The organism is Sphingopyxis sp. CR5 (assembly GCF_059693785.1).
On record NZ_JCATIE010000005.1, the window covers coordinates 134,187 to 156,384 of the forward strand.

Sequence of the window (22,198 nt, forward strand, 5' to 3'; positions counted from 1 at the left end):
GCGACAGAACGATGGTTTTTAGCGGTAAGTTGAGATCGGGCGTTCGGTGAAATGCATCGAACCGCTGTCTGCGGAAAAGCTTTACCCCTTGCATTTGCTGGCCTCGGGCGTTAACGGCCCGCCCATTCCACATGGAAGGCGCACATACCGGTGCCGGGATCGTCCTTTGAGGATAGCTCGGTTCTTGCCTTTCAGAGGACTAACCGGAAGGAGAAAGACTATGGCGGCTCCTGTCGTCACGATGCAGAATCTTATCGAGGCCGGCGCGCACTTCGGCCATCAGACCCACCGTTGGAACCCGCGCATGAAGCCGTATATCTTCGGCGCGCGCAACGGCATCCACATCCTCGACCTGTCGCAGACCGTGCCGCTCTTCGCGCGCGCGCTCGACTTCATTTCGTCGACCTCGGCCGCCGGCGGCAAGGTGCTGTTCGTCGGCACCAAGCGCCAGGCGCAGGGACCGATCGCCGATGCGGCTCGTGCGTCGGGCCAGCATTTCGTCAACCATCGCTGGCTGGGCGGCATGCTCACCAACTGGAAGACGATCTCGAACTCGATCAAGCGCCTCAAGTCGCTCGAGGAACAGCTTTCGGGGGACACCTCGGGCCTGACCAAGAAGGAAGTGCTGAACAAGACGCGCGAACGCGACAAGCTGGAACTCAGCCTCGGCGGCATCCGCGACATGGGCGGCATCCCCGACGTGATGTTCGTGATCGATGCGAACAAGGAAGAGCTGGCGATCAAGGAAGCCAACGTTCTTGGCATCCCCGTCGTCGCGATCCTCGATTCGAACGTTTCGCCCGACGGCATCGCCTTCCCGGTCCCCGCGAATGACGACGCCGCGCGCGCGATCCGCCTCTATTGCGAAGCGGTCGCCCAGGCGGCGACCCGCGGCGGCCAGCAAGCGCGCGCCGACGCCGGCGAGGATCTGGGCGCGGCCGTCGAGCCGGTCGCCGAGCCCGCCGTCGCCACCGAAGACGAACAGGTGCCCGCCGAAGCGGCCGCCGAAGCCGAAGCCCAGCGCGACGCCTGAGGCCGACCGGCTGCAATGACGGGACGGCGCCCCGCTGCGAAGCGGGTGCCGTCCCGGTCATCGTTTTGACCTATCGCGCCGCCATGTGCGCGGCGCAGCAGCGGTTCGAAACTGCGAACCGCCCCTATGGAAAGGAATGACCCATGGCTGAGATTACGGCCGCTCTCGTCAAGGAACTGCGCGAACGCACCGGTGCGGGCATGATGGACTGCAAGAAGGCGCTTGCGGAGAACGACGGCGACATCGAGGCGTCGATCGACTGGCTGCGTACCAAGGGCCTTGCCGCCGCCGCGAAGAAGGCCGGCCGCGTCGCCGCCGAGGGCCTGGTCGGCGTGTCGACCGACGGCACCCGCGGCGCGGTGGTGGAGGTCAACAGCGAAACCGACTTCGTCGCCAAGAACGAACAGTTCCAGGACTTCGTCCGCGACGTGACCGAGGTCGCGCTCGCGAATGCGATCACGGACATCGACGCGCTGGGCGCCGCTGCCTATCCGTCGGGCGGCACCGTTGCCGAAAAGCTGACCAACAACATCGCGACGATCGGTGAAAACCAGTCGCTGCGCCGTTCGGAAGTCGTCACCGTCGAATCGGGCGTCGTCACCGGCTATGTCCACAATGCCGTCGCGCCGGGCCTCGGCAAGATCGGCGTGCTCGTTGCGCTCGAATCGGGCGCGGGCGCCGATGTCCTCGAACCCCTCGGCAAGCAGCTTGCCATGCACGTTGCGGCCGCGAACCCGCTCGCGCTCAACGGTGACGATCTCGACGCCGAACTGGTCGCGCGCGAACGCGCGATCGCCGAGGAAAAGGCCGCCCAGTCGGGCAAGCCCGCCGACATCGTCTCGAAGATGGTCGACGGCGCAATCGCCAAGTTCCGCAAGGAAAATGCGCTGCTCTCGCAGCCCTTCGTGATCGACGGCAAGACCCCGGTCGCCGAGGTCGTCGCCGCCGCCGGCAAGGACGTCGGTGCGGCGATCACGCTCAAGGGCTTCGTCCGCTTCCAGCTCGGCGAAGGCATCGAGAAGGAAGAAAGCGACTTCGCGGCCGAAGTCGCCGCTGCCGCCGGCCGCTAAGACGATCGTGGATTGTCGCGCCCACGCGCGGCAGTCCGCTTGGCAATGGCGCGCACTCTGACTAGGGTGCGCGCCATTCGTTTATCGACTTGAGAATAAAGGTTCCCCGCATCATGGCATTGCCCGGCCTGAAACGCATCTTGCTCAAATTGTCGGGTGAGGCGCTGATGGGTTCCAGCCCCTTCGGGATCGACCCCGAAACCGTCGCCAGCATGGCGGCCGAAGTGAAGGCGGCGAAGGACCGCGGCCTGGAAATCTGCCTCGTCATCGGTGGCGGCAACATTTTCCGCGGCATGGCAGGGGCGGCGAAGGGCATGGATCGCGCGCAGGCCGATTATATGGGTATGCTCGCGACGGTGATGAACGCGCTCGCGATGCAGAACGCGCTGGAGCAACTCGGCGTCCAGACGCGTGTCCAGTCGGCAATCGAGATGGACAAGGTGTGCGAACCCGTGATCCGTCGCCGCGCCGAACGCCATATGGAAAAGGGACGGGTGGTCATCTTTGCCGCGGGCGTGGGCGCGCCCTATTTCACCACCGACAGCGGCGCCGCGCTGCGCGCCGCCGAAATGAAGTGCGACGCGCTGTTCAAGGGGACCAGCGTCGACGGCGTCTATAATGCCGATCCCAAGCAGGATCCAAATGCGGTCCGCTATGACAGCCTGGGTTACGATCGCGTCCTGGCCGACAATTTGAAGGTGATGGATGCCAGCGCGGTGGCGCTGTGCCGCGACAACAATATTCCGATCGTCGTGTTCAACATTCGCGAACCCGGCAATCTTGCGCGCGTCCTGGCGGGCGATGGGGTTGCGACCATCGTTGGCGACGCCCCCCGAAATGCCTGAGAGAGGAAAGACAGATGGCGAAATATGATAAAGCCGACCTCGAGCGCCGAATGAATGGCGCGCTCGAATCGCTGAAGCATGATCTTGCCGGTTTGCGGACGGGCCGCGCCAATTCCGCGCTGCTCGATCCGGTGACGGTCGAGGTTTATGGCGCCCACATGCCGCTCAATCAGGTCGCGTCGATCAGCGCCCCGGAACCGCGCATGTTGTCGGTACAGGTCTGGGACAAATCGAATGTCGGGCCGGTCGACAAGGCGATCCGTGCCGCCGGGCTCGGGCTCAATCCGATCGTCGATGGCCAGATGTTGCGCCTGCCAATACCCGAAATGACGCAGGAACGTCGCAAGGAACTGTCGAAGCTGGCCGGTCAATATGCGGAGAAGGCACGCATCGCCGTCCGCAACGTCCGCCGCGACGGTATGGACGCGCTCAAGCAGGACGAAAACAAGAAGGAAATCAGCGAGGACGAACGCAAGCGCGCCGAGACCGAGGTGCAGAAGCTCACCGATTCGGTGATCGGCGACATCGACGAAGCCGCCAATGCCAAGGAAAAGGAAATCCTGGGCTAAGTCGATGAGCGTCGTAGAGGTCATTGCGATCCTCCCCGGCACGGGGAGGGGGACCATGCGAAGCATGGTGGAGGGGGGTCACAGCCTTGAGCTTCGCTTGATGCTGCACCCCCCCTCCGTCAGCGCTTCGCGCTGCCACCTCCCCCCAAGCGGGGAGGATTGATGACCACCCCCGATCACGGCGCGCGCCATGTCGCGATCATCATGGACGGCAACGGCCGCTGGGCGAAGAAGCGCCGGCTGCCGCGCGTCGCCGGTCACCGCGCCGGGGTAGAGGCGGTTCGCACGATCGTCCGTGCCGCCGGCGATCTCGGCATCGAGGCGCTGACGCTTTACGCCTTTTCGTCGGAAAACTGGAAGCGTCCCGAAGAAGAGGTCAACGACCTGATGGGGCTGATGAAACGCTTCATCATCAGCGACCTCGACGAATTCGCCGCGAACGACGTCCGGTTGAGGATCATCGGCAACTGGCGGGCGTTGGCGCCCGATGTCGTCGATCTGATCGAGGGCGCGCTCGAGCGGACCGCCGGGAACAAGCGCACGACGCTGGCGGTCGCGCTGAACTACGGTTCGCAGGACGAGCTGGTTCGCGCCGCGCGCGCCGCCGCCGCCGAGCCGGGCGGGATCACCGTCGAAGCGATCGAGACGCATCTCGACACGGCGGACCTGCCGCCGCTCGACCTGCTTATCCGCACCTCGGGCGAGGTGCGGCTGTCGAACTTCCTGCTGTGGCAGGCGGCCTATGCCGAGCTTTACTTTACCGACCGTTTGTGGCCCGATTTCACCCCTGCCGACCTTCGAGCGGCGCTCGATCATTTTGCACGGCGCGAACGCCGATTCGGAGGATTGTGATGGTCTTGCGTGCCGGTTCGTCCCCCTTTCAGCCCCTCTCCTTCAGGGGAGGGGCAGCGAGACTTGCGAACGTGTTCCCTAGTCGCAGCGGGGTGGGGGCCATCGGCCAGGCGCAAGGCCGCGAACCCCCACCCCCGGCCTCTCCCCTGAAGGGGAGGGGCTCAAGAAAAGAGCCCGGACAATGACGACAGCAGCGAAATCGGATCTCTGGGTGCGGCTCGCCTCGGCGATCATCCTGTTCGCGATCGCGGGCGCCGCGCTGTGGTTCGGCGGCATCGCCTTCGGCCTGCTGCTGCTTGTCGGCGGGGCGCTCGTCCTCGTCGAATGGTTCCAGCTTGTGAAGGCGATGACGCTCGGCGGCGGCGCCAAGACCGCGCTCCACATCCTCGGCCCGATCCTTGTGCTCGGCGCGGTCGCAGGGCTGTGGTTCATTCGCGACCGCCTTGGAATGACCGCGGCGCTGTGGGTCTTCGGCATGGTCTGGGCGACCGACATCGGCGCCTATTTCGCCGGCCGTGCCTTCGGCGGCACACGCCTGGCCCCCAGTATCAGCCCTTCGAAAACCTGGTCGGGATTGATCGGCGGGATGATCGCGGCCCTGATCGCGAGCGCGACGATCGGCGATCGCGCCGATATCGTCGGCGTTCCGCTGTGGATCGGCCTGTTCATGGGACTGCTCGCGCAGCTCGGCGATTTGGGCGAAAGCTGGATGAAGCGGCGCGCGGGCGTCAAGGATTCTGGCAAGCTGATCCCGGGGCATGGCGGCGTTTTCGATCGCGTGGACGGGCTGTTGCCCGTCGCGCTGTTGCTCGGGGCGCTCGCGGCAATCGGCCAGCTGGCGGTGCGGGCGGCCGGCTGACATGACGCGGCGCCTTTCGCTTTTCGGTGCCACGGGTTCGGTCGGGCGCTCGACGCTCGACCTTGTCCGACGCGACGGCACGGGGTGGCGGGTGGCTGTCCTGACTGCGAACAGCGACGTGGGCGAGCTAGCGAGGCTTGCGCGCGAATTTCATCCCGACGTGGCGGTGATCGCCGATGCCGCACGGCACGGCGACCTCGCCGACGCCCTGGCCGGCACGGGGATCGAAGCTGCGGCCGGCGCCGAGGCGCTGGTCGAGGCGGCACAGCGCCCCACCGACCTCGTGATGGCCGCGATCGTCGGCTGCGCGGGGCTCGCCCCGACTATGGCGGCCCTCGCAGCGGGGCACGATGTCGCTCTGGCGAACAAGGAGTCGTTGGTATCGGCGGGTGAATTGATGACCGCTGCGGCGCGTACCTCCGGTGCGACGATCCTGCCCGTCGATTCCGAACATAATGCGATTTTCCAATGCCTGATGGGGGGACGCATCGACGATGTGCGGCGCATCGTCCTGACCGCGAGCGGCGGCCCCTTCCGGACGATGAGCGCAAGCGAAATGGCGCATGTTACGCCGGCGCAGGCGGTCGCACATCCCAACTGGTCGATGGGTGCCAAGATCAGTGTCGATTCGGCGACGATGATGAACAAGGGGCTCGAGTTGATCGAGGCGCATCACCTGTTCCCCGTCGGGCTCGACCGTATCGAGATCCTTGTCCATCCGCAGTCGGTGATCCATTCGATGGTCGAGTTCGTCGACTGCTCGACACTGGCGCAGCTCGGTTCGCCCGATATGCGCATCCCGATCGCCAGCGCGCTCGCCTGGCCACATCGCATGGCGACGCCGTGCGCCCCACTCGATCTCGCGACGGTCGGTCGGCTCGATTTCGAGGCCCCCGACGAAGAGCGCTTCCCCGCGACCGCGCTCTGTCGCGCCGCGATCGCCGAGGGTGGCGCGCGTCCGGCCCAGCTCAATGCCGCGAACGAGATCGCGGTCGCCGCCTTCCTGTCGGGGCGCATTGCCTTCCCTGCGATCGTCGATACGGTACGACGGGTAATCGATGCGGAGGCCCCGGCCCGACCGGCTTCGCTTCAGGACATATTCAGTGTCGATGCCGCATCGCGCGCGGCTGCGCAGACTTTTGTGGACCAACTCGTACATGCTTGAAGCTCCCGGTATTCCCTTCACTATCCTCGCCTTCATCGTGGTGCTGGGGCCGCTCGTGTTCGTGCACGAATATGGGCATTATATCGTCGGCCGCTGGTGCGGGGTGAAGGCCGATGCCTTCTCGATCGGCTTCGGACGCAAGCTCGTCGGCTGGACCGACAAGCGCGGTACCGAATGGAAGATCGGCTGGCTGCCGCTGGGCGGCTATGTCCAGTTCGCCGGCGACCGCGATGCGGTCAGCCAGCCCGATGCCGAATGGCAAAGCCTGCCAGACACCGAACGCTCGCACACCTTTCCCGCGCAGCCGGTGTGGAAGCGTGCGGCGATCGTCGTCGCCGGCCCGCTCACCAATTTCCTGTTCGCGATCCTGATATTGGCCGGGTTCGCATGGATCAGCGGGACGCCGAACACGCCACCGGTCGCGGGCGCGGTGATAGAGGGAAGCGCCGCCGCGGCCGCCGGGATCGAACCGGGGGACCGGATCGTCTCGGTCGACGGGCGCGGGATGGACGTCTTCATGGATATTCCGATGGCGGTCGCACATCGCCCGGGGGAAGCGATGGACGTCGTCGTCGAACGCGGCGGTGCCGAGCAGACGCTGCGCCTGACGCCGCGCCTCGCCGAGGAACGCGACCGCTTCGGCAATGTCTTCAAACGCGGCGTGATCGGCATTGCCGCCGGCAAGCCGGTGTTCGAGCGCGTTCCGCTTTGGGAGGCGCCGCTCGTCGGACTCAAGCAGACCGGGCAGATTGTCCGGCAGACGGGCGAAGTGCTCGCGCAGATCGTTACCGGTCGCCGCTCGATCAAGGATGTCAGCGGCCCGCTCAACATGGCACGGATATCTGGTGAAGCGGCGGTGATGGGCCCGGCGTCGCTGATCTTCCTCATCGCGCTGATCTCCATCAATCTGGGGTTCATCAACCTGTTGCCATTGCCGATGCTCGATGGCGGTCATTTGCTTTTCTATGGATATGAGGCGATCAGGCGGCGTCCGGCGCCGCCACAGGCCCAGGAATGGGCGTTCCGATTCGGGTTTGCGGCGGTCGTAACGTTGATGCTGGTCGTGACTTTCAACGATTTGGGCTCATTCGGCCTGTGGGACCGGATCGCCCGCTTGATTGGATAGCCGGACTCGGGCAGGGAGAGCGCGCTCGGACTTACGGGGGTTCGGGCGCTGGGAATGAATTTTTGCGGGATGAACAGCGTGGTTTCACACAAATTTACGGCGCGAGTGCAGCTGTCGGCGCTCCTCCTTGCGGGCACGATGCTCGCGGGGCCTGCCCTTGCGCAGGAGGCCGCGCCGCCCCCGACCGTTCCTACGGTCCCCGTTCCGACGACCGAGGCGGTGCCGACCGCCTCGACGGTCAAGTCGATCAACGTGACCGGGAACCAGCGGCTCGAATCCCAGACGATCCTCTCGTACCTGCGGCTGCGCGTCGGTCAGGAATATGACCGCGCGACGCTCGACCAGGCGCTGAAGGACCTCGCTTCGACCGAGTTGTTCCAGGATTATCAGATAACCGACGACGACGGCGCGCTGACGATCCAGGTCGTCGAGAACCCGGTGATCAACCGCGTCATTCTGGAAGGCAACAAGCGGCTCAAGGAAGACAAGATCCGGCCCGAGATCAAGCTCGCCCCGCGCCAGATCTTCACCCGGTCGAAGGTGCGCGCCGATGTCGCGCGCATCATCGAGCTCTACAAGCGGCAGGGCCGCTTCGCCGCGACCGTCGATCCTAAGATGGTCCAGCTCGACCAGAACCGCGTCGATGTCGTCTTTGAAATCACCGAAGGGCCAAAGTCCAAGGTTCGCCAGATCAACATCATCGGCAACGAGAAGTTCAGCGACGGTGACCTGAAGGACGAGATGGCGACCCGCACGACGGGTGGCCTGCTGTCGTTCCTGTCGTCGAACACGACCTACGATCCCGACCGTCTTGCCTACGACCAGCAGAAGCTGCGCCTCTTCTACCTGCAGAACGGCTATGCCGACTTCCGCGTCATTTCGGCGGTTGCCGAGCTGACGAGCAACAAGCAGGACTTCATCATCACCTATGTCGTCGAAGAGGGCGAACGCTACAAGTTCGGCGACGTGAAGATCGAGAGCAGTCTGCGCGATTTCAAGCCCGAGACGATGCAGCGGCTGCTGCCGATGAAGACCGGCGACTGGTATAACGCCAAGCAGGTCGAGGATACGGTCGAGAGCCTGAGCGAAACCGCGGGGCTGTTCGGCTATGCCTTTGCCGACATCAATCCCGAGTTCCATCGGAATGCCGAAGACCGGACGATGGACATCACGTTCAACGTCGGCGAAAGTCCGCGTACCTATGTCGAGCGGATCGACGTCAACGGCAACACGCTGACGCAGGACAAGGTTTTGCGCAGGGAATTCCGCCTGAACGAAGGCGATGCGTTCAACAGCTTTGCGCTCAAACGCACCGAGAACCGCATCAACAGCCTTGGCTATTTCCAGGATAATCTGGAGATCGAGCGCAAGGAAGGCAGCACGCCCGATCGCATCATCCTCGAAACCAATGTGGAAGAAAAACCGACGGGCGAACTGTCGCTGTCGGCAGGCTTCTCGTCGATCGAAAGCTTCCTCGTCCAGGCATCGGTGCGCCAACGCAACTTCCGCGGCCTGGGGCAGCAGCTTCAGGCTTCGGTCAACTATTCGAGCTATTCCAAGTCGGTCGAACTCGGCTTTACCGAACCCTATCTGTTCGACCGGAATATCTCGCTCGGCGGCAGCATCTATCGGCGCGATCTCAACTCGTTCAACTTCATCAACAATGATCGCCAAACGACCTTCGAGCAGACGACCACCGGTTTCCAGGTCAATGTGGGCGTGCCGCTGACCGAGTATATGTCGGTTTTCGGGCGCTACAGCCTGAACTACGACGATGTGACGCTGGACAAGAGCCTCTATTATTTCGGCGACGATTGCGACCCGTTGATCGCCGGTCGCTATTTGTGCGACGCGATCGGCAAGCGGACTACCTCGCTCGTCGGCTTCACGCTCGCCTATGACGACCGCGACAATCGCATCCGGCCGACGCGCGGTCAGTCGTTCACGCTCAGCCAGGATTTCGCGGGACTGGGCGGCAGCGTCAAATATCTGCGGACGCGTGCCACCGCGAGCAAGCATATGCGGCTCACCGGCCGCTTCATCCTGAACGCCTATCTCGAAGGCGGTTATATCTATCCGCTCGGCGGGCGGCCGACGCCGACGAGCGACAAGGTGCGCCTGACCGACAGGTTCCAGCTCGGCGAACCCGATCTGCGCGGGTTCGACATTCGCGGCATCGGCCCGCGCGTGATCCGTTATACCGGCGTCGACCTGACCGATCCGGCCAACCCGGTTCTCGACCTGACGACCGACCGCGGCCAGCTCATCGACGACGCGCTCGGTGGCCGCGCCTATTACAAGGGACGGCTGGAGGTCGACATCCCGCTCGGCACCGGTGCCAAGGAAATGGGGCTGCGTCCGTCGGTGTTCATGGATGTCGGGTCGGTGTTCGGCGTTCGTCGGCCGCGGCTCACGACGCTCGCAGATTTCCGCGATCCGTCGGACGGCCTGACCAAATATCTGTGCCGCAACTCGGCCGAGGGGACGACGCAGTTCGCGACCCAGGCGACCAATTCGGACGGTACGCCGACCGGAAGCTACAATGTTTGTCCGACCGGCTATTCGGCGCTCGCGCCGTTCGAGGAACGCTTCTACGGCGACACATGGCTGCCGCGCGTCTCGGTCGGCGTCGGGGTCAACTGGAACTCCCCCTTCGGTCCCTTCCGGATCGACTTCGCTTACGCCCTTCGCAAAGAAGAGGGCGATGATACCAAACGCTTCTCATTCAACGTAGGAACCCAATTCTGATGAAGAAAATTTTCACTGCCTCGGCGCTGGCAGTCGCCAGCCTGTCGATCTCGCCCATGTTCGCCGCTCCGGCTGCCGCCCAGGCGCGCGCGGTCGCGGTTGCCGACGTTCGCGCCGCCGCGGCGCAGTCGAACGCGTTCAAGACCGCGTCGCAGCAGATCCAGACGACCTACAAGGCCCAGATCGACCAGCAGGAAACCCGCGGTCAGACTCTCCAGGCCGAACTGAACGTCCTCGTCGCCAAATATAACGAAGAGGCGAAGAAAACCCCGCAGAACCAAGCGGCTCTTCAGGCCGCGGCCAAGGCGGTGCAGGACAAGCGCCAGTCGGCGGCCGCCGAACTCAACAAGATCGGCGAGCCCGTCGATCTCGCGATCGCCTATGTCGAGGACCAGATCAGCGTTCGCATGAACGAGGCGATCAAGGCCGCGATGACGACCAAGAAAGTCGACCTGTTGCTCCAGCCCGACGCGGTGCTGGCGCGCGAGAACAACGCCGATATCACGGCCGCGGTGGTCGCCGAGCTCAACCGTATCCTGCCGAGCGTGTCGACCGCGGTGCCCGCCGGTTACAAGCCGGGCCAGCTGGTCCAGGAAAAGAACCAGCAGATGATGGACGCGGCACGGGCGCAGCAGGGCGCGGCCGCTCCGGCCCCCGCCAGCGGCAACCAGCCTACCACGCGCTAGTCCGATGACGGACGGAGATGGGAAAGGCGAGGTCCTGGGACCGGTGGACATCCGCCGGATCCTTGACCTGCTGCCGCATCGTTATCCGATGCTGCTCGTCGACCGGGTGGAATCGATGGTGAAGGACACCTCGATCCATGCGGTCAAGGCAGTGACGATGAACGAGCCCTTCTTTCAGGGTCATTTTCCGGGCCGGCCGATCATGCCCGGCGTCCTCATCGTCGAGGCGCTGGCGCAGGCCGGCGGGGTGCTGGCGATCGAATCGCTGGGCCTCGCAGGGACGGGCAAGCTGGTTTATTTCATGGGCATCGACGGCGTGAAATTTCGCAAGCCCGTCGAACCCGGACATCTGCTCGACCTCCACGTCACCATCCTTCAGGCGAAGCGGACCATCTGCAAGTTCGAGGGACGGGCGATGCTGGACGGGCAGGTTGCCACCGAATGCCAGTTCACTGCGATGATTGCAGACCCGCCGGCCGACTGAAGGTCATGGCTCCGCCTTCGTCATCCCGACCTTGCTCCGGGGTGACGAAGCAGGGGAGTTGCATTTTTTGTCATTGGCCCTTAAAGGCCGCCGCTTCGCGGCTCCTTGACGGGGGCGCACGGACTCACGCTGCTGGTCGGTAACCAGCGGCACAGGAGCTACAGAGATGAAAAAAGACATTCACCCCGCCTATCACATGATCACGGTCAAGATGACCGATGGCACCGAATATCAGACGCGCTCGACCTGGGGTAGCGAAGGCGACACGCTGACGCTCGAAATCGATCCCACCGCGCACCCGGCATGGACCGGCGGCAACCAGCGCCTGCTCGATCAGGGTGGCCAGGTCGCGAAGTTCAACAAGCGCTTCGGCGGCCTTACCCTCAAGCGTTGAAGGCTGGCTCCGGCAAACGGAGCTATCCCAGTACGTTCGCAAGCGCGCTTTGCCAGCCGGCAAGGCGCGTTTTGCGTTCCTGCGCGCCCAATGCCGGGGTGAAGCGCGTCGTGCGCCCGCGCATGGCCGCGGCGGCGGCGGCAAGGTCGGGATAAAAGCCGGCGCCAGTCGCCGCGAGCATCGCCGCGCCGAGCGCCGTGCTTTCGACGAAATCGGGCCGCTCCACGATCAGGTCGAGCATGTTTGCCAGATCCTGTGCCATCCAGTCATTTGCCGCCATGCCGCCGTCGATGCGCAATTCGGCCCAGTCCACGCCGTCGGCGGCAAAGGCGGCCTTCAGGTCGTGCGCCTGATACGCCTGCGCTTCCAGCGCGGCGCGCGCGACATGCGCCTTGCCGCTCGCAAAGCTGAGGCCCGTCAGCGCGGCCAGCGCATCGGGCCGCCAGTGCGGTGCGCCGAGACCCGACAGCGCGGGCACCAGATAGACGCCGCCATTGTCCGGGACCGACCGCGCCAACCCCTCGCTCTCGCCGGCGTTCGCCAGCAGGCCCAACCCGTCGCGTAGCCATTTGATCAGGCTTCCCGCGACAAAGACGGACCCCTCGAGCGCGTAGAGTCGCCTGTCGCCTTCCTGTACAAGGATCGTCGAGAGCAGGCGGTTCGCGGATGTCGCGCGCTTGGCGCCGCTTGCCGACAGGATGAAGGCGCCGGTGCCGAAGGTCGCCTTGGTCTGTCCCGGGTCAAGACAGGCCTGCCCGATGGTTGCCGCCTGCTGGTCGCCCGCCATCCCCGCGATGGCGATCGGCGCCCCGAACAGGTCGGGGTGGGTCGTCCCGACACGCTCGGTACAACTCGCGATTTCGGGAAGGAGGCGCATCGGCACATCCAAAAGCTCGCACAGCCCCGCGTCCCACGCCCCGCGTTCGATATCCATCAGCAGCGTGCGCGAGGCGTTCGTGGCATCGGATACATGGACCCCGCCGGTCAATCGGTGGACGAGGTAGGATTCGATCGTTCCCACTGCCAGCCTGTCGCCGGCATCGCGAAGCTGGGGCCAGTTCTCGAGCGCCCAGCCGATCTTCGTGCCCGAAAAATAGGGGTCGAGCAGCAGGCCGCTTTTTTCCTGTACCGCGGCTTCGTGGCCCGCTTCCTTCAGCCTGCGGCATTCGGTTGCGGTTCTGCGGTCCTGCCAGACGATCGCGGGGGCCAGCGGGTCTCCCGTGTTTCGGTCCCAGAATATAATGGTTTCCCGCTGGTTGGTGATGCCGATCGACGCAACCTGCCCGGGGCCGCCGGCCTTGTCGACCATCGCCCGGGTGCAGGCCAGTGTCGCCGCCCAGATTTCCGCGGCGTCATGTTCGACCAGGCCCGGTCCGGGATAATATTGCCGGAATTCGCGTTGCGCGCTGCCCAGCGGAGTGCCGTCGGCCGCGAACAGCATCGTTCGGGTCGATGTTGTGCCTTCGTCGATAACAAGGATCTTTTCGGCCACGACGCTCTCCTCTCCCGCTCCGTCGAAGCACGAACGGGGAAGGGGGGCAATCCCGCACCGCGCAAGATTCTTGCAATTGCGCGCAAGCCATGCCATATGATTGTGCAGCGCAGCATGGCGGCTTGGAGCCGCGCGATACCGGCAGCGTGATTTTCCCGCCCGCAAACGGGCCGGACGAGCCGGTTGCGCTAAGTCCCTTGAGGCACCCTTTCACGCGGGTCGTTTCGAACCCGCCCATCGTGCGCGTTCGCCCCGCGGCCGCGTTCACGACGATTTTTGTGAGTTATACCAGATGGAATTCAAAGACTTTGGCCTCCACGCCGACATCGAGCGTGCGCTGACGGCCAAGCGCTACACCCAGCCGACCCCGATCCAGCAACAGGCGATTCCGGTCCTTATGGAAGGCCGCGACCTGTGCGGCATCGCGCAGACCGGTACCGGCAAGACAGCGGCCTTTTCGCTGCCGTCTCTCGACTATATGCTGAATAACCCGAAGCCGCGCAGCCCGCGCGGCTGCCGGATGCTGGTGCTGTCGCCGACGCGCGAACTGGCCGCACAGATTGCGCAGAGCTGCCGCGATTACGGCCGCTTCGCGAAATTCAGCGTGATGACCGTTTTTGGCGGCGTACCCGTCAACAAGCAGATCCGCGAGCTTGGACAGGGCGTCGACATCCTCGTCGCAACTCCGGGCCGCCTGCTCGACCTGATCGACCAGCGTGCGCTTCGCCTCGACGACGTCGAGATTTTCGTTCTCGACGAGGCCGATCAGATGATGGACATGGGCTTCATCCACTCGCTGCGCCGGGTGGCGAAGCTGCTTCCCCGGCAGCGGCAGAATCTCTTTTTCTCGGCGACGATGCCCAAGGAAATTGCGGCGCTTGCGCAGCAATTCCTGCACGATCCCGTCACGGTTTCGGTCACGCCGCAGGCGACGACCGCCGAAAAGATCCGCCAGCAGGTGACCTTCGTCGACCAGAAGGAAAAGCAGGCGCTGCTCCACCATGTCCTTCGTATCGAGGATATCGACCGGGCGCTGATCTTCACGCGCACCAAACACGGCGCCGACCGGGTCGTCCGCCACCTGAAGGGTGCCGGCATCGATGCCTTTGCGATCCACGGCAACAAGAGCCAGGCACAGCGGACCACCGCGCTCCAGGCGTTTCGGTCGGGACAGGTAAAGCTGCTCGTTGCGACCGATATTGCCGCGCGCGGCATCGACGTGTCGGGGGTCAGCCACGTGATCAACTTCGAGATCCCGAACGTTCCGGAACAATATGTTCACCGTATCGGCCGCACCGCGCGCGCCGGGGCGGAAGGCATCGCGATCAGTTTCGTCGCCCCCGACGAACGTCCTTATCTGCGCGACATCGAACGTGTCACCCGCACCAAGGCCGAACCGGTCAAGCTACCCGACGGCTTTGGCGAGATGGTCCGCAACCTGCCCAAGCCGGTCAATCCGCCGCGCAACACCGGCGGCAAGGGCCGCAATCCCCAGCGTCAGCGTGACGAGGCGCTGCGCGGCAAGAGCGGCGGTCACCGCGACGGCAGCCAGCCGCGTGCCGATCGCGGCCCGCGCCGAGAGGGAACGAACGAGGGTGGTCAGCCGCAGCGCAAGCGTCGCTTCCGTCCGCGCCGCGGCGGGGTTGGCGCCCACAAGGGCGCGGTGACCCGCGTCGGTTGACGCGGCCCCCCGGCACGCTAGGGTCTCCTCCGGGTCGGGGGGAGACCGCAATGATAGACGATGACGAATATGAAGCGCCGCCGCCGCGGCGTCCGCTGTTGCGTCGCAAGCGGGTTCTGATTCCGCTTGGGGTCGTGCTGGCGATCCTCGTCGCCTTCCTGCTGCTGCGCACACCCGATACCGATCGCGATGCGATGATTGCCAAATATGGCGGTCCCGACGCCGCCTTCGCTGCCGGACCGGCGGGGCAGCGGATCCACTACCGCGACCAGGGCAAGGCCGACGGTCCGGCGATGATCCTGCTTCATGGCTCGAACGCCAGTCTCCAGACGTGGGAACCGCTGGTGAACCGGCTCAGCGGCGACTATCGCATCGTGACGCTCGATCTGCCCGGCCACGGGCTTACGGGGGGCACGCCCGACAAGGATTATGGCGCGAGCGGCATGATCGCGGCAGTCGACGTCGTCGCTGCGAAGCTGGGTCTGGATCATTTCATCCTTGGCGGCAATTCGATGGGGGGCTGGGTCGCGTGGCGCTACGCGCTGGCCGAGCCCGACCGCGTCGATGCCCTGCTGCTCCTCGATGCCGCGGGCATGCCGCTGCGAAAAGGCGAAGCGCCGCCGCCCTCGAACGTCGGCTTCCGCTTGCTCAAATATCCCTTCGGGCGATGGCTCGCCGGCCAGATCACGCCGCGCGGGCTGGTCGAGAAATCGCTGCGCGGTTCGGTTGCCAATCAGGCGATCGTCGACGACGCGATGATCGACCGTTACTGGGAACTACTGCGCTTTCCGGGCAATCGCGAAGCGACCGCGCTGCGCGCGACGCTCGACCGCGAACCCGCGATGGCCGACCGCATCGGCGACATCGAGGCGCCGACACTGATTCTGTTCGGCAAGGCGGATCGCCTGATCAACCCCAGCGCGGCGCAGACCTTCCACGAACGCATCGCCGGCTCAAAGGTCGTCCTGCTCGACGGGGTCGGTCATTTGCCGATGGAGGAGGCGCCCGATGCGACCGCCGCGGCGATCGCCGATTTCCTCAAGCCGCAGCCTGATTCGCCGCCGGCTGGTCCAGAAACGCCGTAATCCGCGCCGCGACCTTTGCCGCGTGGGTGAAGGGGAAGAGGTGCGATCCCTGCATTGTTTCGAGCACCGCGCCGTCGATCAGGTCGGCGATCGCCTGTCCGTGCGCGGCGGGAACGACCCCGTCGCGCCGGCCCGTCAGGATCAGCGTCGGCAGGTTCCGGAGCGACGGCAGCATCGCCGCGCTCGTCCAGCCCGCCATGGCCGTCGCCTGATAGGCAAGGCCGAGCGGGGTGGCGGTCGGCAGCCTGAGCCCGCTCGCCAGCATGTCATCGTCCAGCATCGCGGCCCAGCCGATACCCGGCGCATTGACCGTGGGCGTCGTGGCCATCAACACCATGCGGCGGATGCGGTCGCGAAACTGCACCGCGACCTGCTGCGCGAGCGCGCCGCCCCAGCTGAACCCCGCGATGTCGAGGGTGCGCTGGCCGAAGCGATCGGCGATGTCCATGACGATCGCGGCCATCGTCGGCGCGCCATAGGGCATCAGCGCGTCGGGCGATCCCCCGACGCCGGGCATATCGAGCGTCCACACCTCGCGCCCGTGCAACTGCGCGAGGAGCGGCGCGGCTGCGGCGATATCGGCGCCGATCCCGTTCAGGAACAGCAAGGGCGTGCCCTCCGCCCCGACACGCCAGCGTGCGATGCGCAGCGCCAGCCCATAGGCATGTTCCATTCCGATGTCGGGGTTGCCGCCTATCCTGCCCATGGCGAGCGCCTTGGCACAAAGTCGTGACGGGCGAAAGTCCGCGGCGCGCTTATGTCGCGGCCCGGGATTCTTGTTCCGCACGCCTTGCCTGCTCATATCGCAGGCAGTCGAAAATCTTCGCCCCGGCAAGAAAGACCGACCCGCTGCACGCGACAAGCAGCAATTTTCCGCCAAAACCGGGAAATTCGTGGAGATAGGCCGTCCCGCGCGCCATTGCACCGACGGCGAGTGCATAGATGATCAGGCAGGCTTCGAAGCGCGTCTTGATGACGAAGAGACGTCCGATTTTCTTTAGCATCGCCATACATCCCGCAAGAGCCGTGCCAGCGGCGTAAAACCGGGACTCCCGGTTTCGCGCTTATGGTAAACTGTAAGTTAATCCGACAGGCAAGGGAAGGAGAGTGCGATACGGCGCGATGGCCTTGGGATGGGAAGCGGACTGTCCAGCGATGGGTAAAGGCCCGCACCCCGCCGAAAGCCGCCGTCAAACCAGGTCGCTCAGCCCCAGCACGTCCAGCAACGCCGCGCGCGCGCGCCGGACGTCGGCGACGAGCGCGGTCGATGCCAGATCGCCCGGCGCGATCGCTTCGGGCCAGTGCTTTTCAATAACATCGGCGATCGTGTCGAGCCTGGCGGCGTCGGCGATGAAGCGCGGGTCGACTTTTGCGGGATCCGCAACGACGCGCAGTCGCAGGCAGGCGGGGCCGCCGCCATTGGCCATCGACTGGCGCACGTCGACGGGAAGGAGGCGGCGGATCGGGCCGTTGCCCGCGACATGCGTTTCGAGCCACGTCCACACGCTTGGCGTCTCGCGCGCTTCGGTCGGTACGACGAGCCCCATGCCGCCATCGCCCGGCAGGCTGACGAGCTGGGCGTTGAACAGATAGGATTTGATCGCGTCGGTCAGGCTGACGGCGCTCGCGGGGACCTCGACGATCTCGACCTCCGGGAAGGCGGCGCGGATCCGGGCGTGCGCATCCTCGCGGTCCTCGAACGCGGTTTCGTGGGTAAAGAGCACGCGCTCGTTCGCGACCGCGACGACGTCATTGTGAAAGGCGCCGCCCTGGATCGCGGTGTCCGACTGGCGGATGAACAGCGTCTTGGCCGGGTCGAGCTGGTGGTGGCGCGCGATCGCCTTCGACGCGTCGAGATGCTGGCGCGCCGGGAAGCGCCCACCGCCGACCCCATAGACGAAGATTTCGACCCCCGGCGCATCGTGCCCGGCGCACAGCCGCATATGGTTCGCCGCGCCCTCGTCGCCGAAGGGGGCGGGAACGGGGGCGTGCACGGCGAAGGCGGGATCGGCGAAAGCGAGCTGAAGCTGGGCGAGCGTGCCCTGCCATTCGTGGCTGCGGTGCGGCATCGTCATCAGGTTCGCGACGGTCAGGTGGCATGTGCCGTCGCTGCTGTCGGGCGCGGGTGAGACGGTTGCGGCATTGGCCGCCCACATCGACGAGGCCGACCAGGCCTGCGCGCGCAGGTGCGGCTCGGCGGCTTCGAGGGTCGTGCCAAGGGCAGCGAGCCACGCCGCATCGGGCCGGTCGAGCGGGACGAAGAAACCCTGGGCGAGGCCGAGCGCCAGATTGTGGCGCATCTTCTCGACGCCCTGAAGCGCCGCGGCGCGCGGCTGCGACACGTCGCCCGCGTGGCTCGACGAGGCGATATTGCCGCGGCTCAGCCCCGCATAATTGTGCGTCGGGCCGATGATCCCGTCGAAGTTGATTTCGGTGAGCATGTCAGCGCCCGATCCAGCTGATCTCGTCGCCGGCGGTCACGTGCAGCAACCCGGCGCTCTTTGCGTCGATGGTGCCGTCCGCGCCCACCTTGCCATAGCAGCATCGGAATCCGTCGAGCCGGCCCGTGGCGATCAACGCGTCGTCGCCGCCGTCGGCTATCCCCGTCAACTCGAAATGCTGCGCGTCGCGAATGCTTGCGACCTGGTCGGTGCGCGCGGTCATCGTCGGGCCGCCGTCGAAGATGTCGATATAGTTTTCAAAGGCAAAGCCCTCGTTTTCGAGCATCCGCATCGCTGCGCGGCCGCTGGGGTGCGGAACGCCGATGACGCTGCGCGCCGTGTCGGGCAGCATCGCGACATAGACCGGATGCTTGGGCATCAGGTCGGCGATGAACTGGTTGCCGTGGACCGCGTTGAACTGGTCGGCTTCCTGAAAGCTCATGCCGAAGAACTTGCCTGCGACGCCGTCCCAGAAGGGCGAGCCGCCCGCCTCGTCGATCACGCCGCGCAGTTCGGCCAGAATGCGATCGGCAAAGCGCGCGCGGTGGCGGGCGATGAACAGATAGCGCGAGCGCGCGAGCAGCAGGCCCAGCCCGCCGGCGCGCGCCGCGGGGTGGAGGAAGAGCCCGCCGACCTCGCTCGCGCCGTTCAGGTCGTTGCTGAGCATCAGGATCTGGGCGTGAAAGGTGCGCCCCAATTGTTCGCTATGCTTGCTGTCGGTGCCGATGCGATAGCTATAGAAGGGCCAGCGCTGGCCGACCTGCCCGAAAATCTGGCAGGTGCCGCGCACCTCGTTCGTTTCGCTGTCGGCGAGCACCATCAGATACAGCTCGTCGGCGGGATATTCCTTGTCCGACGCAAAGCTCGCCTCGGCGCGCTCGAGCTTGCCGCTCAGCGCCTTCTTGTCGGGGGGCAGGTTGGTGAAGCCGCCTCCCGTCAGCTTCGCCATTTCGTAAATGCTCTGGAGATCGCCCGGCTTCGCCGCCCGGATCACATAGCTCACACAGTCCCCCGTTCCGCTAGTCTTAAAAGGGTGAGCGCCGACAGCCGCGCGCGTTCGGGCAGGCTGTCGGTGATCAGAAATTCGTCCGACGAATGGATCGCGCCGCCGCGCGGTCCCATCGTATCGACGACGGGTACGCCGCACGCCGCGATATTGTTGCCGTCGCACACCCCGCCGGTCGCCTTCCACGCGATGTCGATGCCGAGGGCGCTGCCGCAATCGCGCACCAGCTCGAACAATCGCGTCGCCGCCGCGTCGAGCGGTTTGGGCGGGCGGTTGAAGCCGCCGTGGAGGTGGCAGTGGACGTCGTGGTCGCGTTCGATGTTGGCGATAGTGTCGCGTAGCGCCGCTTCGGCGGCGGCGGCGGCATCGGGCGTTGCGGGGCGCATGTTGACGCGCAGGATCGCCTGGTCGGGGACGACGTTATTCGGTCCGCCGCCGTCGATTTTGGAAGGATTTACTTTTAAATCCAAAGACTTGAGTCCATTCAGGCGCAGCGCGAGATCGGCGGCGGCGACGAGCGCGTTGCGCCCTTCCTCCGGGTTGCGACCGGCGTGCGCCGAGCGACCGTGAATCAGCACCGAAAAGTTTCCGCTTCCCGGCCGCGCGCCCGCGAGCGTGCCGTCGGGGAGCGCGGGTTCGTAGGTCAGCGCCGCGACCTTGCCCTTTGCGAGCCGCGCGATCAGCCCCGCCGAGGCATGGCTGCCCGTTTCCTCGTCGCTGTTGATCATCACGTCATAGCCGACGCGCGTCGCGAGAGGCGAGGCTTCGAGCGCCGACAATGCCGCGAGGATCACCGCGAGTCCGCCCTTCATGTCGGCGGTTCCGGGGCCGTTGAGCACGCCCTCTTCGAGCCAGCGCAGCGACTGAAAGGGATGATCGGCGGCGAACACCGTGTCCATATGGCCGGTCAGCAGGAGTTGCACGGGGGCCTCGGGGCGAACGCTGAGGTGCAGATGCGCGCCGCGCTCGATGGTCTGGACATGGCCCGCCGCATCGACGCTTTCGACCGGATCGGGCGCAACCAGGCGGACCTCTCCGGGCAGCGCCGAATAGGCGTCGGCGAGCAGGCCGGCGACGGTTTTGAGGCCGGGCAGGTTGCCCGTGCCGCTGTTCACCGCCGCCCATGTTTCGACCTGAGCGAGCATCGGCGCATCGGCCGCGCGCTCGAGCGCCGCGGTTTCACTGGCGGTAAGGCTGGTCATCGGACGGCTATAGCGGGCGCGTCGGCCTTTTTGCACCCCCGCCCCGAATATTGTCTCGAAGATACGGTAAGTCACTGGTATTGCGCCAGTACGCCTGCATTCGCAGGGTCGCGCGAAGCCCCCGATTCGCCAGATGTTAACCAGACATTCGCTTTCGCGGCGCATGACGGCCGCGAAGCAGCAAAAGTGGGTCGATGACAGCAGCCTTCATCCTGGGCATCAATTTGTTCATTGCCGTCATTTTCGCGGTGGCGTTCGGCGTCGTCGCGGCGACGAACCGCACCGCGCGCGGCGCGGGCTGGATGGCCTCTGGCTATGCGATGGGCATCGTCAACGTGGTGCTCGAGTTCATGCTGCGGATACAGGCGGACCCGATCCCCGCGGCGATCGGCATCTTCCTGGTCTTCCTGCTCGGCCAGACCTTTTGCCTGATCGGCGTTGCGCGGCATTATCGCATCGAGCCGCCGTGGGTCGCGATCGCGGCGATCGGCACCGCGAGCGTGCTGGCGATCCCGGTCATTTTTTCGCTCGACTATGCCTCGCCGCTGCGCAGCCTGGCGTATCAGCTGCCCTATTTCGCGATGCACTTGCTGATCGCGGTGACGATCCTGCGGTCGCGGCGTCGCCAGGCGCTCGACCTGCTGCTCGTCGCGCTGACCGTGCTGACCGCATGCCTCTATCTTGTCCGGCCGCTGGTGATCTGGATCGTCGGCACCGCCTCGGCTCCGCAAGGCTATATGGCGACGACCTATGCCGCGATTTCGCAAAGCATCGGATCGGTGACCTTGGTCGCGCTGGCGCTGGTGCTGCTGCTGGTGATGATGCGCGATACGGCAAGCGAGATGATGGCGCGGTCGGAAACCGATGCGCTGTCGGGCGCGCTAAACCGTCGCGGCTTCGACGCCCATGCCGAACCCCTGCTGGCGCAGGCGCACCGGTTCGATACGCCGCTGGTCCTCGTCACCGCCGACCTCGATCATTTCAAGGCGATCAACGACGATTTCGGCCACGCCGCGGGCGACAATGTCATCGCGCATTTCGCCGCGCTGCTGCGCAATTCGGCGCGCGAAGGCGCGATCGTCAGCCGCCTGGGCGGCGAGGAATTCGCGGTGCTGATGCCCGGTGCCGACCTGGCCGAGGGGCGCCTTTTCGCCGAAGCCGTGCGTCGGGCACTCACGGCCGCACCGCTGGCGTCGCTGGGCATCGACCGTACGGTCACCGCCTCGTTCGGGGTCGCGCAGCAGATTGCCGGCGACACGATGTTCGACCTGTCGCGCCGCGCCGACGCCGCGCTTTACCGGGCCAAGGCGGGCGGGCGCAACCGGGTCGGCACCGCGCTTGGCGAGGCGCCGAGCCCGTCGCCGCAACCCAGGCGCGGCACCGCCTGAACCCTCGGGACGCGAACCCGGCGTCGGCGTTCGCGCGGACGGCTAACCCGAACGGCACCGCCACGGCCGGCG

At 65.6% G+C, this 22,198-nt stretch carries 21 protein-coding genes; 15 read left to right on the top strand and 6 right to left on the bottom strand.

Annotated elements, in window-relative coordinates:
- Positions 1–220 precede the first annotated feature (220 nt).
- From rpsB to rpmE, 12 genes are all read left to right on the top strand, one after another.
- On the top strand, positions 221–1,033 hold the full coding sequence (rpsB, locus tag AC58D2_RS09395) for a 30S ribosomal protein S2 (RefSeq protein WP_497389608.1): 813 nt from the start codon (positions 221–223) through the stop codon (positions 1,031–1,033).
- A gap of 143 nt (positions 1,034–1,176) precedes the next feature.
- Positions 1,177–2,103: a translation elongation factor Ts gene (tsf, locus tag AC58D2_RS09400; protein ID WP_497389610.1), complete on the top strand. Its 927-nt coding sequence runs from the start codon at positions 1,177–1,179 to the stop codon at positions 2,101–2,103.
- 113 nt (positions 2,104–2,216) lie between these two features.
- Positions 2,217–2,948, top strand: coding sequence for a UMP kinase (gene pyrH / locus AC58D2_RS09405; protein ID WP_497389612.1), 732 nt, complete (start codon positions 2,217–2,219; stop codon positions 2,946–2,948).
- 14 nt (positions 2,949–2,962) lie between these two features.
- On the top strand, positions 2,963–3,517 hold the full coding sequence (gene frr, locus AC58D2_RS09410) for a ribosome recycling factor (RefSeq protein ID WP_497389613.1): 555 nt from the start codon (positions 2,963–2,965) through the stop codon (positions 3,515–3,517).
- A 162-nt stretch (positions 3,518–3,679) separates the two neighbouring features.
- Complete coding sequence (gene uppS, locus AC58D2_RS09415) at positions 3,680–4,369, top strand: polyprenyl diphosphate synthase (RefSeq protein ID WP_497389615.1); 690 nt, start codon at positions 3,680–3,682, stop codon at positions 4,367–4,369.
- Positions 4,370–4,550: 181 nt separating this feature from the next.
- Entirely contained in the window at positions 4,551–5,228 is a 678-nt protein-coding gene (locus tag AC58D2_RS09420; RefSeq protein WP_497389617.1) for a phosphatidate cytidylyltransferase, read from the top strand.
- A gap of 1 nt (position 5,229) precedes the next feature.
- Positions 5,230–6,393 (top strand): 1-deoxy-D-xylulose-5-phosphate reductoisomerase, encoded by a 1,164-nt coding sequence (locus AC58D2_RS09425; RefSeq protein ID WP_497389619.1) that lies wholly within the window; start codon positions 5,230–5,232, stop codon positions 6,391–6,393.
- Positions 6,386–7,519 (top strand): RIP metalloprotease RseP, encoded by a 1,134-nt coding sequence (gene rseP / locus AC58D2_RS09430; protein WP_497389621.1) that lies wholly within the window; start codon positions 6,386–6,388, stop codon positions 7,517–7,519. Before AC58D2_RS09425 ends, rseP begins: the two co-directional genes overlap by 8 nt.
- Positions 7,520–7,588: 69 nt before the next feature.
- Complete coding sequence (gene bamA / locus AC58D2_RS09435) at positions 7,589–10,267, top strand: outer membrane protein assembly factor BamA (RefSeq protein ID WP_497389959.1); 2,679 nt, start codon at positions 7,589–7,591, stop codon at positions 10,265–10,267.
- Positions 10,267–10,953: an OmpH family outer membrane protein gene (locus AC58D2_RS09440; RefSeq protein ID WP_497389623.1), complete on the top strand. Its 687-nt coding sequence runs from the start codon at positions 10,267–10,269 to the stop codon at positions 10,951–10,953. The genes bamA and AC58D2_RS09440 overlap by 1 nt, the downstream gene beginning before the upstream one ends.
- A gap of 4 nt (positions 10,954–10,957) precedes the next feature.
- The gene (fabZ, locus tag AC58D2_RS09445) at positions 10,958–11,437 is read left to right on the top strand and encodes a 3-hydroxyacyl-ACP dehydratase FabZ (protein ID WP_497389625.1); all 480 of its coding nucleotides are present in this window, start codon (positions 10,958–10,960) and stop codon (positions 11,435–11,437) included.
- 166 nt (positions 11,438–11,603) lie between these two features.
- Positions 11,604–11,831, top strand: a complete 228-nt coding sequence (rpmE, locus tag AC58D2_RS09450; protein ID WP_497389627.1) for a 50S ribosomal protein L31 — start codon at positions 11,604–11,606, stop codon at positions 11,829–11,831.
- A gap of 22 nt (positions 11,832–11,853) precedes the next feature.
- Here the strand turns inward: rpmE and AC58D2_RS09455 are convergent, their stop codons facing one another.
- The gene (locus AC58D2_RS09455; RefSeq protein ID WP_497389629.1) at positions 11,854–13,323 is read right to left on the bottom strand and encodes a glycerol kinase; all 1,470 of its coding nucleotides are present in this window, start codon (positions 13,321–13,323) and stop codon (positions 11,854–11,856) included.
- Between the two features lie 292 nt (positions 13,324–13,615).
- Here AC58D2_RS09455 and AC58D2_RS09460 point away from each other — a divergent pair, with 292 nt between their 5' ends.
- Together AC58D2_RS09460 and AC58D2_RS09465 are read left to right on the top strand one after the other, a co-directional pair.
- Positions 13,616–15,004 carry a DEAD/DEAH box helicase gene (locus AC58D2_RS09460; RefSeq protein ID WP_497389631.1) on the top strand — a complete coding sequence of 463 codons (1,389 nt, stop codon included), beginning with the start codon at positions 13,616–13,618 and terminating at the stop codon, positions 15,002–15,004.
- Between the two features lie 50 nt (positions 15,005–15,054).
- On the top strand, positions 15,055–16,089 hold the full coding sequence (locus tag AC58D2_RS09465) for an alpha/beta fold hydrolase (protein WP_497389633.1): 1,035 nt from the start codon (positions 15,055–15,057) through the stop codon (positions 16,087–16,089).
- Here the strand turns inward: AC58D2_RS09465 and AC58D2_RS09470 are convergent.
- The 5 genes from AC58D2_RS09470 to AC58D2_RS09490 form a co-directional block, all read right to left on the bottom strand.
- A complete protein-coding gene (locus AC58D2_RS09470; protein WP_497389635.1) occupies positions 16,043–16,795 on the bottom strand; it encodes an alpha/beta fold hydrolase in 753 nt (250 codons plus the stop codon). The two genes, AC58D2_RS09465 and AC58D2_RS09470, sit on opposite strands and share 47 nt — an antisense overlap.
- 49 nt (positions 16,796–16,844) lie before the next feature.
- Complete coding sequence (locus AC58D2_RS09475) at positions 16,845–17,093, bottom strand: hypothetical protein (RefSeq protein ID WP_497389637.1); 249 nt, start codon at positions 17,091–17,093, stop codon at positions 16,845–16,847.
- Positions 17,094–17,279: 186 nt separating this feature from the next.
- Complete coding sequence (locus AC58D2_RS09480; RefSeq protein WP_497389639.1) at positions 17,280–18,530, bottom strand: N-succinylarginine dihydrolase; 1,251 nt, start codon at positions 18,528–18,530, stop codon at positions 17,280–17,282.
- A gap of 1 nt (position 18,531) precedes the next feature.
- On the bottom strand, positions 18,532–19,533 hold the full coding sequence (locus AC58D2_RS09485) for an arginine N-succinyltransferase (protein WP_497389641.1): 1,002 nt from the start codon (positions 19,531–19,533) through the stop codon (positions 18,532–18,534).
- Entirely contained in the window at positions 19,530–20,738 is a 1,209-nt protein-coding gene (locus AC58D2_RS09490) for a hydrolase (protein WP_497389643.1), read from the bottom strand. Before AC58D2_RS09490 ends, AC58D2_RS09485 begins: the two co-directional genes overlap by 4 nt.
- A 194-nt stretch (positions 20,739–20,932) precedes the next feature.
- On the opposite strand from AC58D2_RS09490, the gene AC58D2_RS09495 reads away from it, so the two are divergent.
- The gene (locus AC58D2_RS09495; RefSeq protein ID WP_497389645.1) at positions 20,933–22,126 is read left to right on the top strand and encodes a GGDEF domain-containing protein; all 1,194 of its coding nucleotides are present in this window, start codon (positions 20,933–20,935) and stop codon (positions 22,124–22,126) included.
- The last annotated feature ends 72 nt before the right edge of the window (positions 22,127–22,198 follow it).

Excerpts from the sequence above, each read along its gene's own strand:
- uppS (WP_497389615.1), top strand. The coding sequence starts at position 3,680 with ATGACCACCCCCGATCACGGCGCGCGCCATGTCGCGATCATCATGGAC.
- AC58D2_RS09465 (WP_497389633.1), top strand. The coding sequence starts at position 15,055 with ATGATAGACGATGACGAATATGAAGCGCCGCCGCCGCGGCGTCCGCTG.
- tsf (WP_497389610.1), top strand. The coding sequence starts at position 1,177 with ATGGCTGAGATTACGGCCGCTCTCGTCAAGGAACTGCGCGAACGCACC.
- frr (WP_497389613.1), top strand. The coding sequence starts at position 2,963 with ATGGCGAAATATGATAAAGCCGACCTCGAGCGCCGAATGAATGGCGCG.
- AC58D2_RS09460 (WP_497389631.1), top strand. The coding sequence starts at position 13,616 with ATGGAATTCAAAGACTTTGGCCTCCACGCCGACATCGAGCGTGCGCTG.
- rpmE (WP_497389627.1), top strand. The coding sequence starts at position 11,604 with ATGAAAAAAGACATTCACCCCGCCTATCACATGATCACGGTCAAGATG.
- AC58D2_RS09420 (WP_497389617.1), top strand. The coding sequence starts at position 4,551 with ATGACGACAGCAGCGAAATCGGATCTCTGGGTGCGGCTCGCCTCGGCG.
- AC58D2_RS09495 (WP_497389645.1), top strand. The coding sequence starts at position 20,933 with ATGACAGCAGCCTTCATCCTGGGCATCAATTTGTTCATTGCCGTCATT.
- AC58D2_RS09425 (WP_497389619.1), top strand. The coding sequence starts at position 5,230 with ATGACGCGGCGCCTTTCGCTTTTCGGTGCCACGGGTTCGGTCGGGCGC.
- AC58D2_RS09490 (WP_497389643.1), bottom strand. The coding sequence starts at position 20,738 with ATGACCAGCCTTACCGCCAGTGAAACCGCGGCGCTCGAGCGCGCGGCC.
- AC58D2_RS09470 (WP_497389635.1), bottom strand. The coding sequence starts at position 16,795 with ATGGGCAGGATAGGCGGCAACCCCGACATCGGAATGGAACATGCCTAT.
- AC58D2_RS09440 (WP_497389623.1), top strand. The coding sequence starts at position 10,267 with ATGAAGAAAATTTTCACTGCCTCGGCGCTGGCAGTCGCCAGCCTGTCG.
- fabZ (WP_497389625.1), top strand. The coding sequence starts at position 10,958 with ATGACGGACGGAGATGGGAAAGGCGAGGTCCTGGGACCGGTGGACATC.
- pyrH (WP_497389612.1), top strand. The coding sequence starts at position 2,217 with ATGGCATTGCCCGGCCTGAAACGCATCTTGCTCAAATTGTCGGGTGAG.
- AC58D2_RS09480 (WP_497389639.1), bottom strand. The coding sequence starts at position 18,530 with ATGCTCACCGAAATCAACTTCGACGGGATCATCGGCCCGACGCACAAT.
- bamA (WP_497389959.1), top strand. The coding sequence starts at position 7,589 with ATGAACAGCGTGGTTTCACACAAATTTACGGCGCGAGTGCAGCTGTCG.
- AC58D2_RS09475 (WP_497389637.1), bottom strand. The coding sequence starts at position 17,093 with ATGCTAAAGAAAATCGGACGTCTCTTCGTCATCAAGACGCGCTTCGAA.
- rpsB (WP_497389608.1), top strand. The coding sequence starts at position 221 with ATGGCGGCTCCTGTCGTCACGATGCAGAATCTTATCGAGGCCGGCGCG.
- rseP (WP_497389621.1), top strand. The coding sequence starts at position 6,386 with ATGCTTGAAGCTCCCGGTATTCCCTTCACTATCCTCGCCTTCATCGTG.